12 protein-coding genes are annotated in these 15,982 nt (G+C 54.8%); 8 read left to right on the top strand and 4 right to left on the bottom strand.

The genetic code is table 11. The features are described 5' to 3' along the window. The 6 genes from L248_RS11860 to L248_RS11835 all read left to right on the top strand — a co-directional run. A partial coding sequence (locus tag L248_RS11860) for an ATP-binding cassette domain-containing protein (RefSeq protein ID WP_040536634.1) occupies nt 1-1,286 on the top strand: 1,286 nt, incomplete at its 5' end. A 324-nt stretch (nt 1,287-1,610) separates the two neighbouring features. Further along, nucleotides 1,611-3,293 carry an ABC transporter ATP-binding protein gene (locus L248_RS11855; protein WP_022530476.1) on the top strand — a complete coding sequence of 561 codons (1,683 nt, stop codon included), beginning with the start codon at nt 1,611-1,613 and terminating at the stop codon, nt 3,291-3,293. A gap of 133 nt (nt 3,294-3,426) precedes the next feature. After that, nucleotides 3,427-5,730, top strand: a complete 2,304-nt coding sequence (locus L248_RS11850) for an alpha-galactosidase (protein ID WP_022530475.1) — start codon at nt 3,427-3,429, stop codon at nt 5,728-5,730. Between the two features lie 144 nt (nt 5,731-5,874). Next, complete coding sequence (locus L248_RS11845) at nt 5,875-6,933, top strand: hypothetical protein (RefSeq protein WP_155828657.1); 1,059 nt, start codon at nt 5,875-5,877, stop codon at nt 6,931-6,933. After that, nucleotides 6,930-8,174, top strand: a complete 1,245-nt coding sequence (locus L248_RS11840; RefSeq protein WP_040536631.1) for a hypothetical protein — start codon at nt 6,930-6,932, stop codon at nt 8,172-8,174. Before L248_RS11845 ends, L248_RS11840 begins: the two co-directional genes overlap by 4 nt. Continuing rightward, on the top strand, nt 8,155-8,862 hold the full coding sequence (locus L248_RS11835; RefSeq protein ID WP_022530472.1) for an ATP-binding cassette domain-containing protein: 708 nt from the start codon (nt 8,155-8,157) through the stop codon (nt 8,860-8,862). Before L248_RS11840 ends, L248_RS11835 begins: the two co-directional genes overlap by 20 nt. A 100-nt stretch (nt 8,863-8,962) precedes the next feature. Here the strand turns inward: L248_RS11835 and L248_RS11830 are convergent, their stop codons facing one another. From L248_RS11830 to L248_RS11820, 3 genes are all read right to left on the bottom strand, one after another. Beyond that, the gene (locus L248_RS11830; RefSeq protein WP_022530471.1) at nt 8,963-9,745 is read right to left on the bottom strand and encodes an ABC transporter permease; all 783 of its coding nucleotides are present in this window, start codon (nt 9,743-9,745) and stop codon (nt 8,963-8,965) included. Beyond that, nucleotides 9,729-10,676 carry an ABC transporter ATP-binding protein gene (locus L248_RS11825; protein WP_040536651.1) on the bottom strand — a complete coding sequence of 316 codons (948 nt, stop codon included), beginning with the start codon at nt 10,674-10,676 and terminating at the stop codon, nt 9,729-9,731. Before L248_RS11825 ends, L248_RS11830 begins: the two co-directional genes overlap by 17 nt. A gap of 232 nt (nt 10,677-10,908) precedes the next feature. Further along, nucleotides 10,909-12,504 carry an ABC transporter ATP-binding protein gene (locus tag L248_RS11820; protein ID WP_052000049.1) on the bottom strand — a complete coding sequence of 532 codons (1,596 nt, stop codon included), beginning with the start codon at nt 12,502-12,504 and terminating at the stop codon, nt 10,909-10,911. 95 nt (nt 12,505-12,599) lie between these two features. On the opposite strand from L248_RS11820, the gene L248_RS11815 reads away from it, so the two are divergent. Further along, the gene (locus tag L248_RS11815) at nt 12,600-13,523 is read left to right on the top strand and encodes an Rgg/GadR/MutR family transcriptional regulator (protein ID WP_022530468.1); all 924 of its coding nucleotides are present in this window, start codon (nt 12,600-12,602) and stop codon (nt 13,521-13,523) included. A gap of 532 nt (nt 13,524-14,055) precedes the next feature. Here the strand turns inward: L248_RS11815 and L248_RS11805 are convergent. Then, nucleotides 14,056-14,268 (bottom strand): hypothetical protein, encoded by a 213-nt coding sequence (locus L248_RS11805; RefSeq protein ID WP_040536625.1) that lies wholly within the window; start codon nt 14,266-14,268, stop codon nt 14,056-14,058. A 375-nt stretch (nt 14,269-14,643) separates the two neighbouring features. On the opposite strand from L248_RS11805, the gene L248_RS11800 reads away from it, so the two are divergent. Beyond that, a complete protein-coding gene (locus tag L248_RS11800; protein WP_022530466.1) occupies nt 14,644-15,945 on the top strand; it encodes an ABC transporter substrate-binding protein in 1,302 nt (433 codons plus the stop codon). Nucleotides 15,946-15,982: the final 37 nt, after the last annotated feature.

Below are 15,982 nucleotides of genomic sequence, written 5' to 3'. Positions count from 1 at the left end.
CGGCGCAGCTCAAGGAGTTGCGTCGTTTTCTATACAGTTGGCAATTTATCTGGGTTAACAATGCAATTTATCGATCAGTTCTGACGGCCGGGGCGATTTTTTCGTTTCACTGGGTACTTCTTATCCTGACATTAATAACGATAACGTTCACGATGGTTATGCCCCGCTTTTTTCAAAAGCGTATTGCGGCGGCTTCAGAGAACGTTTCGGAGCGCACAAAGCACCTCATCGCAACACTTAATGACTGGTTGAAAGGAATCAGTGCACTATATTGGACCAAGAGTTTGGCGCATCTGTGGGGGAAAATTTCTCCCGCGGCAAAAAAACTGGAAGACGGGTATGTGCATCAAACCAAAGTATCTGTCCTAGTGGGCGAACTAGAAAATATCTTTGCCGTGCTTTCACAAGTTTTAATTACCCTTGTGGCCGGGATTTTAGCCTTACGCGGTGTGATTTCTTTTGGTGTTGCCGTTAACATTAGTAATTTTGTTTATCAAGTTTTCTTGGGAATCACTATTATTGTGAATAACTACACCAAGTATCTTGGCGGCAAAGCAATCATGGATCAGGTGGCGACAGTAATCGAGCGTCAACCAGCCCACTCAAGTTCATCGGTTGTAGAGACCTCGATCCACAAATTGGTGTCGGTTCGTTGGCATGACCTGAAGATTCGTTACAACAACGAAACAAGTGTCTCGTTTTCTGATGGCGAAATCATAGCCGGTCAAAAAGTTGCTTTAGTTGGACCCAGCGGCAGCGGCAAAACAACATTCATCAAAGCCCTGACGGGACTGATTCCTGACTATGGCGGCAGTTTAACGGTGAACGGCACGGAAGCAAGACAGATCGATGCGTTCGTCTTTCCTGACTTCATTGGTTATGTCCCTCAGAGGGTGCACCTATTTAACGACACTATTAGGAACAATATTACCCTCTTTGATGAACATTTGGCCGACAAAGTGGATGCTGTACTTGCTTCGGTGAACCTCCTCGACCGAGTCAAGCAATTGCCCCACCAAAGTGACGAGAGCGTCTATTCGTCAGATGATCGGCCAATTCTTTCTGGTGGTGAGCAGCAACGGATCGCCATTGCCCGAGTCTTGATTCGAGGGAAAAAGTTTCTCATTCTTGACGAGGGCGACACCGGTATTGATCCGGCTGCGACCCGTGAAATTATTGGCCGATTGCTGGCCGATAAAACATTGACGTTGCTGATGATCACCCATACCGCGGATGTTGACTTGCTTCACCAATTTGATCAGGTCATTCGGCTGTCTCCTCGCTGAACGTGCTGTATCTTAATAATCACAAGCGTATTAACAACCACTGCGCCAAGCTGGTCATGCTTGGCGCAGTGGTGTTTTCGTAGAGGAAACTATGCCCTTTAGTTTCCCTTTGTATGATTACACAGCGGCTTGGATCTGGACAGTGGCCAGGAACGAGAGTAGCCACACCTCGGCGGCAACCCTCAAGATGCAGCTCTAGCATAGACTCAGGTGGGGGTTTCTTGGAAAAAGACAGCAATTCGTTGACACTGCACAGAACGTACCGTAGAATGTTGAGCAAGTGGGAACGCTTACGGCGCTTCCCCAATAAGGAGGTGTTTGTCCTTGGCCCAACCCAGGCAAGCCAACATTAACCCCGTGACACTTTACCGCCGCATTCCCCATTTCACGGCCTATATTCTGCTCTCATTTACTCTCGCTTTAGCCGTCCAGCTGATCAGCCTGGTGCCGCCGCTGATCATGCAGCGCATCATCGACGTGTTGATCCCCGCGGGCAATATCCGAGATGTGACCGTGTCGGTCCTTTTCTTCATTGCCATCCCCATCGTGATGACGGCCGGCAATACATTCTATAAGTACCTGCTGGCGGTGGTGGCGCGCCGGTCCGGGCGGGCGCTGACCCTGCAGGCCTTCGCCAACGTGCTGCACCAGCCGATGCATTACTTCGACCACACCAACAGTGCGGAACTCGCCACGTTCATTCGCCAGGAGACGATGAAGTACGTTATGTTCTGGCTGGCCGACCTGCCCCAGCTGGCAGCCAACATGGTCGTCTGCGTGGTGATCATCGGCTACGTTTTTGCCATCCATTGGCTGCTGGCCTTACTGTTATGCCTGTACTTTCCCATTGCGTTCTTTCCCAGCAATTATTTCGGCAAGATCGTCAACGGCTTGACCAGCCGCATCATTCAAGCCAACGGCAAGATGGCCCAGACGATTACCGACAGCGTCCGCTCGATTCGCCTGGTCAAGGCTTACCAGTTAGAAAAGCGGCAGACGAACCGGCTGAAGAGCGCCCTCACTGACGCCATCGCCGTCTGGAGCAAGGTCGCCTTCTTCGACAACCTGACGACGCTGTGGATCACCAATTTCGTCAATCAGCTGATCATCGGCGTCATCTTCGTGGTCGCCGCCAGTTTGGTGATTCAAGGCCAGATGACCATTGGCGGCATCGTCATTATTCTCAGCTATCTGGCCGTCTTCTACGCCAACGCGAGCACGGTGCTGAATACCAATTACCAGTTCAAGAAGCAGCTGGCGGAGTTCGCTCCTTTGGCTGAACTGCTCCATTTGGCCGATGCGGAGACTTCCGGCGACCAGCCGCTGACCGATTTTCACGAGGTGGGTTTCGACCACGTCACCTTCCATTATACGGAAGAACGGGGCGACATCTTGAAGGACTTGTCCTTGACGGTGAAGAAAGGCGACTGGGTGGGGCTCGTTGGCCAAAGCGGTGCGGGCAAGACGACCATCTTCGACCTGCTGCTGCGTTTTTACAGTCCCCAGCAAGGCGTCGTACGGATCGACCAAACGCCGCTAGCCCAGTTTGACTTAACTCAATTGCGGCGGCAGATCACGCTGGTTTCCCAAGATATTTCCATTTTCCCGGGCACTCTCCGGGAGAACTTGCAGTTGGGCAAGGCCGATGCCACCGACAGCGAGCTGCTCGATGTGCTAGCCGCCGTGGAGTTGGAAGACTTCATTGCCACGTTGCCGGCAGGGCTGGACACACCCGTCGGCGAGGAAGGCAGTCTGCTCAGTGGCGGCCAGAAACAGCGCTTGAGTTTGGCCCAGGGTTTGTTGCGGCACAGTCCAATCTTGCTGCTGGACGAGATCAGTTCTGCGCTTGATGCCGACACGTCTGCAGCCATCAAGGACATGGTGTACCGGTTGAAGACGGCTGAGCACCTGACGATCCTGTCCATCAGCCACGATGCTCAGTTCTTGACCCGGTGCGACGCGGTGTACCGGATCAAGGACGGACAGGCGGTGCCGGTGACTGTTTGATTGTTAGATTGTTGACGGCTGCTCCACGGTGTACAGACCGCGGGGGTGGCCGTTTTGTGATTGCTGACTAACATTTCTCACTGAAATCGGATACACTAATGAAAGACAACCTAAGAGAGGATGGCAGCACGACATGATCGAAGAACAAGACAAGGTATTCTATCTCACGACGGCGCACACGTCGTATTGGTTCCGGGTCACAGCCCACGGACAGTTGGAGCACTTGTATTACGGCCCGCGGCTGACGGTTCAGGACCCGGCGGCGGTGGCGTTCAAGCACGCCAGCGGACTGGGCAGTACGGTGGCTTATGATGAAGACGACTGGACGTACAGTCTGGACACGATCCCCCAGGAATACGCCGGCTTTGGCCGGGGTGACTTCCGCGACAGCCCGCTGATCGTGAAAATGGCGGACGGGACCTATGTATCGGACTTTGTGTTCGAGGCAGCGGCCATACGCACTGGCTTAGCCGAGTCGGCGATTTTGCCGTTTGCCCACCATGCCAGTGACAGCATTGCGAATGTGGCCGATGGCGTCCAGACGCTGGCGATCACCCTGCGGGACAAACTGCAGGCTATCAGCTTGGTTATGGAATACACCGTCTTTCCCGCCAGCGATGTCATCGCTCGCCGCGTGACCTTGCACAATGCCACAGATAAGCCGCTGGTCATCGACCGCATCATGAGTGCACAGTGGGACATGCCGAACCGCGGCTTTTCTCTCCATTCCTTCGCGGGCGCCTGGGCGGCAGAAATGCAGCAGCACGTCCAGCGGGTGACTGACGGGACGATCGTCTTGAACAGTCTCACCGGAGCCAGTTCAAACCGGCAAAATCCCGGATTTCTGCTTAGTGCGGCAGGGACGACCGAGGACCAGGGCTGGGCATACGGCGTGAACCTGATGTACAGCGGCAACCACGAAAGCCGCATTCAGCACACCAACCTCGACTTCGTGCGGATCATGACGGGGATCAACAGTCAGGGCTTCCACTGGCACGTGGCTCCTGGCGCCGATTTTGAGACGCCTAGCGCTGTGTTGACATTCTCTGCTGCGGGGCTGAACGGCGTTTCCCATCATTTCCACCAGTTTGTTAACGATAACGTGGTCCCGCCGGCATTCCGCCGTGTTGAGCGGCCCATTGTCTATAACAACTGGGAAGCAACGTATTTCCGGTTCGATGAGGACAAGCTCTTTGCGCTGGCCCAGCAGGCCAAGGACTTGGGCGTGGAGTGTTTTGTCATCGACGACGGCTGGTTTGGCGAGCGCAACGACGACCACCGGGGATTGGGCGACTATACAGTGAACCGGGAGAAATTCCCGCACGGTCTGCCAGCGTTCGTGCAACGGGTCCATGAGTTGGGCTTGAAAGTGGGTCTTTGGTTCGAGCCGGAGATGGTCAACGAAGACAGCGACCTCTACCGGGCCCACCCGGACTGGGCGGTGCAGGTACCCGGCCGGGAACCAGTGCGCGGCCGCCATCAGCTGGTGCTGGACCTGACCCGCCAAGACGTTCAGGATTACATCAGCGACCAGGTCGGCGGCATGATCGACGCCACTGGCATCGATTACGTGAAGTGGGACATGAACCGGCACATCACCGACATGTATTCCGCCCAATTGACCGACCAAGCGGAGTTCAACCACCGCTATATCCTCGGCCTGTACGCGGTCCTGCGGCGGGTCTTCAATCCCCGGCCGCACGTGCTGTTAGAAAGCTGTTCCTCCGGCGGCAACCGTTTTGATTTGGGGATGCTGACGTTCGGCCCGCAGATATGGTCGTCAGACGACACCGATCCCATCGAACGGCTGACGATTCAGCAGGGCTTGAGCTACCTGTATCCCCAGTCGACGATTTCGGCCCACGTGTCCTCGTCCCCGAACCAGCAGACCCTGCGCCCGGTACCGCTGAGCACCCGGGGCAACGTCGCCAGCTTCGGTGTGTTGGGATACGAAATGGATCTGAACGAGCTGACTGACGTGGAACGAGCGGAGATTCGGGACCAAACGGCTTTCTACAAGCAGCACCGGGCACTGCTGCAATTCGGCGAGTTCACCCGCCACCCAGGGCTTGACCCGGACCAGTTCCGCTGGCAGGTGCGCCAGGGGGATACGGCCATCGCCGGCTTCTTCCAGCGGCACGTGACCGCCGCCCACGGCTACGATCTGCTGCCGGTGACCGGGCTGGCGGCGGACACGCTGTATACGATGGACAGCAAGCCGCAGCGGGTGATGTTGGCCCAGTTCGGCAACTTGCTGAATTATTTACCAGAAGCCAAAGGGAAAGAGAGTGTGCCTGATGCCCATGAACACTATGTCGGGACCGGTGCGCTGCTGGCGACTGGGGTAATGCTGGTGAATCAAGGCGGGTATGGTAAGGAAATTCGGACGTTGGGGGATTATGGTTCGACGTTGTATGTGATTACTCCGCGACATTAAATATGACAGCATATCAAGCAGGAGCTGCCGCCGAGCAGCTCCTTTTTTGGAACCGACCGTACTGCCCAAGCTTAACACTTGACCATAAATGGAAAGTCTGTCACCGTTTACATGTTGAAGGCCGGGCAGGCAGAGGGAAAAACAATGACGAATTTTTGGTGTAAGCGTTATGGTGCACAACGGTGGTGGCTTATTATAATCATTGCAGCAAGCGTCTTGACGGCCTTGGTGTTTTGGCGCGTTCAGGAATCGGCCACACAGTTTGTCTTCCAACAAGAGATCAAAACTAATTCGGTCTTATCGACGATCTCACAAGCAGGCTCCCGATACTTGAACAAGCAAGGGAAGCCCCTGCCTGAATACCGCTCAGAAGTAACGTTGCTCGATCAGCTTCAGACCTCTTTTGGTGATGTTTATACCGCACTGGATGATGCTAATGGCCATGGTTATACAACGGCCATGATTCAGAGCAGTCAGATTGCTGCACGTTACCAGACCCATTCTGGCGAGTGGCTACCAGTAGACTCACAAACTCGCCTCAACCAACAGGTTCGTTATTATCAAACTCTAGCAGATCATCAGCAAGTGTTCGCCCCCACGGACTTGACGACGGGTTTCCCCAATGGTCTGCTACCCATGCTGCATCGCCTGTTGACCGGGTGGATTGGGGCACTGCTGGTTTTCATCAACGGTTTAACGTATTTTTTGGCGCGGCAGGCAAAGGATCGTCCCCTCGTTCGTCTATCAGTTTCGCATTACGCCGATTTGTTAGCTATCGAACGGCGAGAATATGGGGCGTACTCGATGATTGGCGCTGGGACGATTCTGATTGTCACTGTAGGACTAACCCTGTTGAATGGCAGTAGAGTCTTTTCTGACAGCACGTTATCCTGGTCCTACCAGGTCAACGTGGCAGGGGACACCATACTGACGGCAAGCGGATGGCCAATCCTTCTTTTCGGACTGGCTGCCTTTGCCCAGGCACGACTGGCACAGACGGGAGCACTTATTTTCCGGTCCCCGTTCATCCAGATACTCATTGCCGCCATCATACCGTTACTTTTTGGTTGGCAAACGCAAGCACTGGCGCTTGTCATGTCCGCCTCGGATGTGTTGCCCACCTTTTTCATGACCATCGTTGCTTGGGTTGGTAGTTACTGTGGGACGAACGCTTGGTTAAGAAGGCGAGGGGCGATGAATTGAAGACATACCTATGGTGGCAATGGCGCATCACCCGCCGAATAGTTCCGCTAGTAATTCTGTTTCTCACCGTCACTGGTGGGGCAGCGCTTTTGTTCATCCATTCTCTTACGCAGCAGAAGCAATACGTTGCTCAATATAAAACAGATATTCAATTTGACCTTGTTCGACGCGATAAGAAGACCGCTGCAGCGGATAAATGGCTTAATACGTGGATACTGCCCGAATTGCACAACGAACGAAATGCGCTCAGCTCCCCTGAGCAATACGCCTCAGGCTTTGCTAAGAGTCTGAACGTATTAGTCCATCCAACCCCCGCTGACGGTCAGCCAAGTGGATTGCGTAAGCAATTTTCATCTTTGGTAGTTCCGTACGCCCAGTTTTTTGGCGGCCAAGAAATGAACACAACGCTAACGGAACTTGCGCTGGTCAAGAAACGCCGGATCACACCCATGTACCCGGCGCGGCTGCTGCTCAATGAACAATCCGTGGAATACTTTTCGGCAAATCCAGCACTCTATTCTCAATATGTTCAAAAAGTAGCCAAGCGGTTTTACGAACGCGCATGGTACTTTCTGCAATATCTGATCAGTCAGAATGGCGGACTGGTTTTGGGCGCAATTGTCAGTTTCGCGTTGGCTTGGCGTTATGCGCTTCAAATGAGTGCCGGCGCGCGACATAACAATACCTTCTTGGTGCTGGGCGTGACACCAACTAAACAATACTGGCTCAGCACGTTGTTCAACTGGGGTGTGGCGTTTGCGTTTGTGACACTCAGTGTGGGCCTGTTCTTGCTGCTCAGTGCTTGGCGTAACGGCTGGGGCGCGCTAAACTATCCGATATTATTGTGGCGTGGTGATGCAGTGATGTCTAGCCATGGCTTTGCCAATCTGGGAACGGTGCTCAGCGATGAAGCACTGTTGTTCTTTGCCAGCCTACTGTTTGGTTTGAGTTTTGCTCATCTATTGAGTGTGCTGGTCAAACAACCGCTTACCACACTGCTGGCAACGGTCAGCCTGTGGGGCGTGCCGCTTGTTGCCCCCAGCTGGCGCTGGGCACCATGGACATACTTTAACTTCAGCCGGGTAGCAGACGGGTACGCCCAGACGTTCTTTCAAACGTATGACGCTCGCGGAGGGACGTTTGTGTTATTGGGATGGACCGTGCTGTTTATCACACTGGGGGCCCTTTGGCTGAAAGTGACAGAAAGGGGATTCGGTGGGTATGGCGATTCTGGAAATTAAAGGGTTGAATTTTCAATTTAGGAAGAAACCAATTTTTATGGATGCCCAGTTAATGCTGACTCAACCTGGTGTGTACGGGATCGTGGCGCCTAACGGCACCGGCAAATCCACGATGCTCAATTTGATTGCGGGCATTTTGCGGCCGCAAAGCGGAACGATTCAGATTATGGGCAAAACGAATACACCGGCTACGGTGTTTACTTATGTCTCGTATGCACAGAGTGCTGAGCATTTTTTGTCTGTAATGAAAGGTCAAGACTATCTTGAACTCTTTCAAAAAGCGCACCATATCAGTGCCGAGCGAGTCGGGGCGGTAACGACCCGGTTAGGTGTCGACGCTTTTCGACAGGAGCGTATCCGGACCTATTCCATGGGCATGAAGCAACGGCTGACACTGGCCATTGCGTTAATGGTCGATGCGCCGCTGTTGTTGCTGGACGAACCGCTGAATGGTCTCGATCCTGATAGCTTGGCCGTTATCAGACGGACCATCATCCAGGAGGGCAAATCCCAGCACACGGTTCTACTGGCCTCTCATAACTTAGACGAATTAGCGCGGGTGACTGACCAGAGCTTCGTTCTGACTGACCAGCAAATTCAACCGGTGACTTTTACTAATGGCATTGAGTTGGAGAAGCTATATCGTCATTACTTTTCTGGACTCGAAGATACTGGGGAAACAGTATAGTGTTTCCAAAATGAATGAGATTGCCCTTTGCCTAATAGATGTGCAGGACCGCCATTGCTTACATCGCACCGCAAAAAGCAGTTAAGGATGGCTGCCAAGTTTAATAATGACCAATCGTGCCTTTCCGCCGAGCCACCGCCGTTGCCTGGCGGAACGCAATCATCCCCAGAACGAGCCAGAAGGCCGTGTTGACGATACACCAGAACAGCAGCTGCGCCGTCGCCGACATCGCCAGTTGGCCAGTAGTGTGGAGCAGCATTTTGAGCAGGGAAAACATGGGAATCAGCGGGACGAAGTGACCAATTGTTTGCAATACCATGATACCGCTGTCGAAGGGAATCATCAGCAGAAAGACAAAACCAAACTGGATGATCGACAGGACTTGGTTGATCCGTTTGAATACAATAGCGAGGCTGGCTACCAGCAGCCCCAATGCGAGGGCCACCACCAGAGCCAGGAAGAAAGGCACCAGCAGCGCAGCACTGAGATGCAAGCGTAAACCCGTCAGCCACAAGATACCCGCGAGCATTAGCAGGACAAAGACGAGCGACGTCAGAAGGTCCACGACCGCCCGGATTAAGAATAATTGGAAAGGTCCCAGCGGCGCGAGAAATAGTTGTTCCAGCGTGCCGTTCTCTGCTTCTTCGGCGATGCCAAAGCCCATGTCACCGACGGTATTCAGCACGAGCATCCAGAGCACATAGCCCACCACCAGGTCGGTGATGCGGGTACCCAGCAGCGGTCCGCCCGCCATGAACTGACCGCCGGCGATCAAGGCATAGAAACTAACCACTGCCAGGATGATCTGGGCCAGTGTCTCGGTGGGGTAGCGGCGCATGAGCAGAAAAGAACGACGGAACTCACTTTCAATCGCGGTCAGCATGGTCCGCACCAGCTTTCTGATGGCTTTGAATAATTTGTTTGAACAACGTTCCCAAATCAACCTGCTGCTTGGTGATGGTATCGATGGGCAGGGTGGCAAGAATTTTTAACGCCATCGGCAAGCAATCCTGTTGCGCCAGTGTCAGCTGAGCCGCATCCGGTGCCGTGAGCGCGACCGTGCCCAGTGCGGCCAAGTCAGTTTGGGCCTGGGCAGTCAGCGGTGCGGAGAAATGCAGCTGGTAGGTTTCGGCCGAGAAGTCCCGCAATGCTGTCTGCGTTTCTCCCCGAAAGACGATCTGGCCATGCTCAATCATCAGTACGTCGTCTGATAGGGCTTGGGCGACGGCCATGTCGTGGGTGGTCAGCAGTACGCCGAGATGTTGTTCCCGCGCCAGCTGCCGAATGATGGCTTCAATCCGGTCGGCGGCCATCAGGTCGAGTCCCAGGGTGGGTTCGTCCAGGAGCAGCAGCTGGGGCTGATGAATCAGGGCGCAGCAAATCGCCACGATCTGCTGCATCCCCCGGCTCAATTCCCGCACCGGTTGGCGGGCTTTATCGGCCATGTGAAAACGATCGAGGTAACCGACGCCGCGGTCGATGGCGGTACGCCGAGACACCCCGCGAATCCCGCCCCAATACTCGAAATTCTCAGTGGGCGACAGCCGCCAATAGATATTCCGGCTGCCCTCCAACACCGCGCCCACCGAACGCAAGCTCCGGGGCGTGGCCGGTTGGCCGGCGATGGCGATGGTGCCGGCACTGGGTGTAATCAACCCTAACAGCATTTTGACGGTGGTGGTCTTGCCGGCACCGTTGGGGCCCAGGAAGGCCATGACGCGGCCATCGGTGATCTCGAAGGACACATCGTTCACAGCGAGGAAGTCCGGCTTGTTCTTCATTGGATAGGTTTTAGCTAAATGGGTCGCGGTCATCGTCACAGGGCACCAGTTCTTCCGTCTTAGTTTGTTCGTGAGAAACGCGGAAAGGGTCACCGGACGTGATCGCCGATGACCCTTTTGAATATGATGAAACGTCTTAATGTACACGACTAATCATCATTATTTCTCATCTGCTTGCCAAACAGTCTAGCACATTGGGGGGGAGAAACCAGTCGCTTCGGGAAACAGGCCGGTTTAAGAAGGATACCGATTTCTCTCTGATGGGTCACGCGGTGGCCAACACTGCCGCTGCCGCCGTCTGCGCCACCGGTACCATCGTCACGACCGCCGTCAGCTGTTTCTCAATCTCTGGATACAGCTGGTGGGTGATCATCAACACGGTCAGCTGGGGATCGTTCAGGAGCGTTTCTTCAATCTTCAGCGCCTGATCCTTATCCAAGCTGGCGGTCCCTTCGTCCATGAGGATGATCTGCTTGTTCCGCAGGAACCCGCGGGCCAGCGCCAGCCGCTGCTTCTGTCCGCCAGAGAAAGTGCGGCCGTTCTCACCGACACTATTGTCGAGGCCTTGGGGTAAGGCACGGACTTGGTCCCAGAGGTCAGCCCGCTTCAGTGCGGCAATGAGGGCATCATCTGTGTAGTCATCGCCCAGGGTCAAGTTATCCCGCACCGAGCCGGAGAAGATATACGGGATCTGGTCCAGGTACATGACCTGCTGCCGGATGGCGTCGGTGTTCAGGCTGCGGTATTCCTGGCCGTTTAACTTCAGTGAGCCGTTGTATTGGGTCAGCTTGCCGGCCAGCAGATTGAACAGGGTGGACTTGCCGCTGCCGCTGGGGCCGACGATGGCGTACTTGCCGCCGAGGCGGAAGGTGCGGGTCATATTCTGAATGATGGGGGCGTCGTCGCCGTACGCCGCAGTGGCGCCGTCTGCCTCTGGCGGGGTCGGCAGCGCCGCATACTTGGCGAAGATGGCATTCGTCCCCCGCACCATGGCAATCATGGATGACAGCGAGGCCAGGGTGCCGAATACCCGGAAGGACAGGTTGCCGGTGGAGATGATCATGCCCACTGGCACGACTTTGCGCAGGGCCAGCAAGCCGGTGAGGAAGATGATGCCGACTTGGGCAATGATGTTGGTCGTGTTTCCGAGGATGCCGGCCAGGGTCTGCACCTTAGCCTGCTGCACCTTCGCGGCCGCCAGCGGTTGCTGGCCGGCGGCGATGGCGTGCACCAGCCGGCCCCGGTGGTTCAACGCCAGCAGCGTGTCGAAGCCGTTCAAGTGGTCGTTGACCCGTTGCAGGAAGGCGGCATTTCTCTCTGTCACCGCCACACTGGCCTTGGCCATCGGCTTCTGAACCACCAGCGGAACGAGGATCATCAGAGCGGCGAACCCCAGCGTGGCCACGGCCAGCGTCCAGTGCAGGGCAATCAGGGTGACCATGGAGAAAATGGCTGTGAGGATACTCTCCAGCATGTCGTAAACATTGGTGAAGCCTTGGGTCTCAATCTGGTTGATGTCGTTGCTCAGCCACGAGCTGTAATCGCTGGCTTGGTGCTGGTGATATTGGTCGTAGGTCAGGCGGCTCAGCTTGGTGCCGATGTCCAGGCGCAGGGCATTGGCCATCGCCTGGCTGACCCGGGCGCGGAGGATCTGACTGACGTATTCCACCGTCAGGATGGCGATGAATACGCCGATGTCGGCGAGTACCCACTTGAGAAAGTCCGTGAAGTTCAACTTGATCAAGGCGTTCAACTGGGCAGCAGCCAGGAGGGCCGAGATAATCGTTAGGCCGGCACTGATGCTGGCCAGGACGACATAGATCAGATTACGGAACCAGAATTGCTTGAAGTAATGGAACATGGTGCCCATCTCCTTTGTCTTGCTGACTCAAGGATAAGGGGGATATACTGAATCCAAGCCGATATTTGTATATATGCAAAAGGAGTTGAACTGACATGATGACCACGGGTGCTGCAGTACGACGGATTCGCTTAGACAAGCACATGACGTTACGGGAAGCGGCTGGCGACGCCATATCGTTGGCGCAGTTGTCCCGTTTCGAAACCGATCAGCAGGACCTGGGGATCAATGTCCTGCTGCAGGTTCTGGACAACTTGCACACGACGCTGACGGAGATGCGCTATCTCCAACTCGACGGGACTGCGGACGATCCCTTCACCCGCATTGTCGACGAGATCCGCGATGCGCACGATAGCTCCGCCGCCCGCGTGGAAAGGGCGCGCCTGATATACGAGCGGTACCGCCATGACTTCGCCCACCGGATGCAGCGCTGGGTCGCCGGCGGCATCTGGCTGTATCTCACGCATGACACGGTCAGTCACAGCCGCAGTGCGCCGGTGCCGGCCGATATTCGCCAACGCCTGGTCGGCGAAGTGCACAGCTATCTGGGCAAAGTGGGGACCTGGGGCGGCACCGAGCTGCAGCTTTACAACATCTACAGCTTCAACTTCGCAGACGATGAGCTGTACGCCCTGATGCAGCCGGCGCTGCGCCGGGGCGAGTCGTACATTGGCCTCTTCGATTATTACCGCTTCGTGCCTTTCATTCTGAACACGAACTTATCCATTTTCGTCTCCCATAACCGGCTCGACTTGGCCGAAGCGACCCTCCACCGGACGGCAGAATTTCTCCAAGCCGGCGGCCAAGATATGGTCTCCCCCCGCGTGTTCTACATCTTCAACCAGGGCTTAGTGCTCTTCAAAAAAGGCCAACCGGTCGCGGCCCGGCAGAAATGCAGCGATGCCATCCGCGTGGCCGAGATGTTCAATGAAACGGAAACGGTCGCCCTGCTCCAGCAACGGCTACAGAATTGGCTGCAGCATTATCAAGAGCCGGGGTTCACTGATATCCTGATTTGAGTATCAGTACGTTAACCAGACATCCCCAACGAGCGGTTTCTCACTGACGCCGATGACTCGGTCTTCGATGTCGCGGAAGCGGCGCAACCGTGAACTGGAGAATCAAAGAGGATACAATAGAAGAAACGAAGGGGACGCGCGATGTGAAAGGCAGAAAACACGCTGTACTGAGCCAACAACGGGACGACACGACTGCCAAGCTGCGCGCAGAATTGGCGCACTCTGTGAGACCCGTGCCATCAGCCCAAACCGCCAAGCTGTTACGTTCAAGAAAGCGGCAGGTCCAATCGCGGATACTGGTTGTTTGTGTCCTGGCACCCCTTGTTTTGTGGTTAGAGCTGACCGTGAATATTTATGGGATCTTGTTATTGGGCATTGCTGTCGGAGTTGCGGCAATTCTATTTTTTGTTGCCGCGGCGGTGAATGGGTTATTGGGCAGGACGCGACGAGCACACAAACCAGATCGTCATTGAATTCTTGGTATGAAAAAAAGCCCGCATGAGGGCTTTTTTTCAACATTTGCTGCCGGGAATCAACGCCAAAAACCCTTCTGTATGCCCGGCTTAGATTCATCAGCATCAGGAAATATCCAGAACGTTGTCAGCCAGCCAAGAATGGCGCAGCTGAGGATGTTGAACCAGATGTGATGGTACAGACCAAAGCCTATCGCTAATACGCCAAAAACAATGATGGCGCCAAGTGTGATCGCTAATTTGAGCCAATACGATCGATGATGTCGACGCATGTATATCACCTTCACAGCGGGATTTGTTGATTGTCATTATGGCATTGCCGATGATTGGAGGCAAGCACTGTGGTTTCACGGCCCCACAATATCGCGACATCATCATCGCCAATTACCGCGACCCCGGCTCGGCAACAATTTTCTGACCAGCCCTGAGGTCGGAATACACCTTTCTTACTTAAACCCGAACAATGCCAGCGCTTACATGCATAAAGAAGGGAGAATGTTCGGATATTCCCGGACAGTTTCGTTGACGGGTGGGGGATTGTATTGCATAATAAGGATGTCTTGGCTAGGGACAAATCAACGGGGAGTGGCTTCCATTGTCGTTCATTGGCATTCCTCGGACAAAAGAAAATGAGGGACATACAAATTATGAAGAAAACCAAGCTCCTGGCGCTGGTGTCCACACTCGCGCTGGCTACATTGCTCGTGTTGGCAGGCTGCAGCGGTAACAGCAGCAGTTCGAGCAGCAGCAGCAGTAAGAGCAGCAAGCCTGTCACCATTACTTACTGGCACCGGATGACCGGCAGTTGGGACAAAGCCCAGCAAAAGCTGATCGATAAATTCAACAAGTCGCAGACGAAGTATAAAGTCGTCGCGACTTCCCAAGGCTCCTACGACGCCTTGCAGCAGAAGATCATGGCGGCGGCTAAGTCCAAGACGCTGCCCGTCATGGCCCAAGCCCCGTACACGAACATCGGCGACTATGTGAAGAGCGGCTTGCTCCAACCGCTGGACAGTGAGATCAGCTCCGGCGCGAACAAGCTGACCGCCGCCGAGAAGAGCGACATCAATGCTTCCTTCTGGGCCACTGGGACTTATCAGGGCAAGCAGTACGCGACACCGTATTCGCTGTCCACCCGGGTGCTTTTCTACAATGAAGATCTGTTGAAGAAGTACAACCTGAAGGTGCCGACGACGTGGGAAGAGTTAGCGTCCTACGGCGATACCCTGAAGAAAGACAAGCTGTACACGCTGATCTTCGACAGCAGTTACGACATGGAGCTGGAAGGCATGGCTTATGCGGCCGGCAGTCAGTTCGTCACTCCGAAGCTGAAGGTGAATATGGATAATCCGAAGACCGTCACCGCCGAGAAGACGCTGATGGATATGATCGGCAAGGGTTACGCTCGTACTGCCGGCTCGGATAAGTACTTCTCCTATCCGTTCGCGGCCAGCAAGACCGTCTTCGGTGTCGGTTCCTCCGCCACCATCCCGGCGCTGCTCCAGCAAGCACCCAAGACGCTGCACTGGAACACTGCGCTGGTGCCGGCTTATAACGGCAAGTCCACGTCCGCTCTGGCCGGCAACGTCAACGTTGTCTTCAAGGGTGCATCCAAGGCCCAGCAAGACGGTGCCTGGGCGTTCATGAAGTTCTTGATGAAGACCGATAACACCGCCCAGTGGGCCGTGGATTCAGGTTACACACCGGTGACTAAGAGCGGCGTCAAGAGCAAGATCTACCAAGACTACTTGAAGAAAGTACCGCAGTTCAAGGCGGCTGCTGAAGCAAATGATCATTCCTTCGCTTCCACCATCTTTGCCGGTTACGGTGAGTTCCGCAACAACTTGCTGGAATTCGTCGACAAGACCGTCACCAGTAAAGAAGATCCCACCGCTGGACTCAAGGACCTGCAGACGAAGACCGAGAAGACCATCGAGTCGAACAAGTAATTTCTAATATCGTTTCCTAGCCGGAAGGCCCCGTCAC

This window comes from Schleiferilactobacillus shenzhenensis LY-73, from assembly GCF_000469325.1.
GTDB classification, from domain to species: Bacteria; Bacillota; Bacilli; order Lactobacillales; family Lactobacillaceae; genus Schleiferilactobacillus; species Schleiferilactobacillus shenzhenensis.
The sequence above is the reverse complement of the archived record's forward strand: the minus strand, read 5'-3'. Positions and strand labels throughout refer to the sequence as shown.